Raw genomic sequence first — 1684 nt, 5'->3', positions numbered from 1 at the left:
ATATCCGCAGCTTCGGTGACTGGCTTAGCCCCGTTACATCTTCCGCGCAGGACGACTCGATCAGTGAGCTATTACGCTTTCTTTAAATGATGGCTGCTTCTAAGCCAACATCCTGACTGTTTTAGCCTTCCCACTTCGTTTTCCACTTAGCCAATCTTTGGGACCTTAGCTGGCGGTCTGGGTTGTTTCCCTCTTGACGCCGGACGTTAGCACCCGACGTCTGTCTCCCAAGCTCGCACTCATCGGTATTCGGAGTTTGCAATGGTTTGGTAAGTCGCGATGACCCCCTAGCCATAACAGTGCTCTACCCCCGATGGTGATACTTGAGGCACTACCTAAATAGTTTTCGGAGAGAACCAGCTATTTCCAAGTTTGTTTAGCCTTTCACCCCTACCCACAGCTCATCCCCTAATTTTTCAACATTAGTGGGTTCGGTCCTCCAGTGCGTGTTACCGCACCTTCAACCTGGCCATGGGTAGATCACTTGGTTTCGGGTCTACACCCAGCAACTAGCGCCCTGTTCGGACTCGATTTCTCTGCGGCTCCCCTATATGGTTAACCTCGCTACTGAATGTAAGTCGCTGACCCATTATACAAAAGGTACGCCGTCACGGAACAAGTCCGCTCCGACTGTTTGTATGCACACGGTTTCAGGATCTATTTCACTCCCCTCCCGGGGTTCTTTTCGCCTTTCCCTCACGGTACTGGTTCACTATCGGTCGATTACGAGTATTTAGCCTTGGAGGATGGTCCCCCCATATTCAGACAGGATTTCTCGTGTCCCGCCCTACTTGTCGTACGCTTAGTACCACCGGTCTGATTTCGTGTACGGGGCTATCACCCACTATGGCGCCTATTTCCAGAGGCTTCCACTATCAGTCCGACTATCACGTACAGGCTCATCCCATTTCGCTCGCCACTACTTTGGGAATCTCGGTTGATTTATTTTCCTGCAGCTACTTAGATGTTTCAGTTCGCCGCGTTCGCCTCACACACCTATGTATTCAGTGAGTGATACCCTAAAAGGGTGGGTTTCCCCATTCGGAAATCTACGGATCAAAGCTCGTTTGTCAGCTCCCCGTAGCTTATCGCAGACTACTACGTCCTTCATCGCCTGTAATCGCCAAGGCATCCACCATGTGCACTTATTCACTTGTCCCTATAACCTTGACGGCTATCGGTATCAAGCATTTACTACAGTGTTTGATGAGCTTTATTACTACCCTGAACACATGATGTCTCATGTGTTCAATAAAACTTTACTTCTTCCAGATTGTTAAAGAACGAAACAGCTAAGATCTCTAAAAGATCAAACCTAAGTCTTCAATGACTTACGTTTGTACTTTCACAGTACGATCAACAGAAGCGATGGTGGAGGATGACGGGATCGAACCGACGACCCCCTGCTTGCAAAGCAGGTGCTCTCCCAGCTGAGCTAATCCCCCGCATGAATCCTTGGTGGGTCTGGTTGGGCTCGAACCAACGACCCCCGCGTTATCAACACGGTGCTCTAACCAGCTGAGCTACAGACCCGCGCTTCTTGCTGTTTCTCTAACAACAGTCGATAAGTGTGAGCGTTTGATGCACGATCTTGCGATCAGTGCCGACTCTAGAAAGGAGGTGATCCAGCCGCACCTTCCGATACGGCTACCTTGTTACGACTTCACCCCAGTCACGAATCCTA

The 1684-nt window shown here is 49.9% G+C and carries 2 tRNA genes and 2 rRNA genes; all 4 read right to left on the bottom strand.

The annotated features are described in order from the left end of the window. A 23S ribosomal RNA gene (locus tag GM672_RS27590) occupies positions 1–1159 on the bottom strand; the annotation flags it as partial. A 210-nt stretch (positions 1160–1369) separates the two neighbouring features. Beyond that, positions 1370–1445: transfer RNA gene (locus GM672_RS27585), tRNA-Ala, on the bottom strand. Between the two features lie 11 nt (positions 1446–1456). Further along, a tRNA-Ile gene (locus tag GM672_RS27580) sits at positions 1457–1533 on the bottom strand. A gap of 80 nt (positions 1534–1613) precedes the next feature. Then, positions 1614–1684, bottom strand: a 16S ribosomal RNA gene (locus GM672_RS27575); the annotation flags it as partial.

It is taken from the genome of Pseudoduganella buxea (assembly GCF_009720835.1).
GTDB lineage: Bacteria > Pseudomonadota > Gammaproteobacteria > Burkholderiales > Burkholderiaceae_D > Rugamonas > Rugamonas buxea.
The sequence above is the reverse complement of the archived record's forward strand: the minus strand, read 5'-3'. Positions and strand labels throughout refer to the sequence as shown.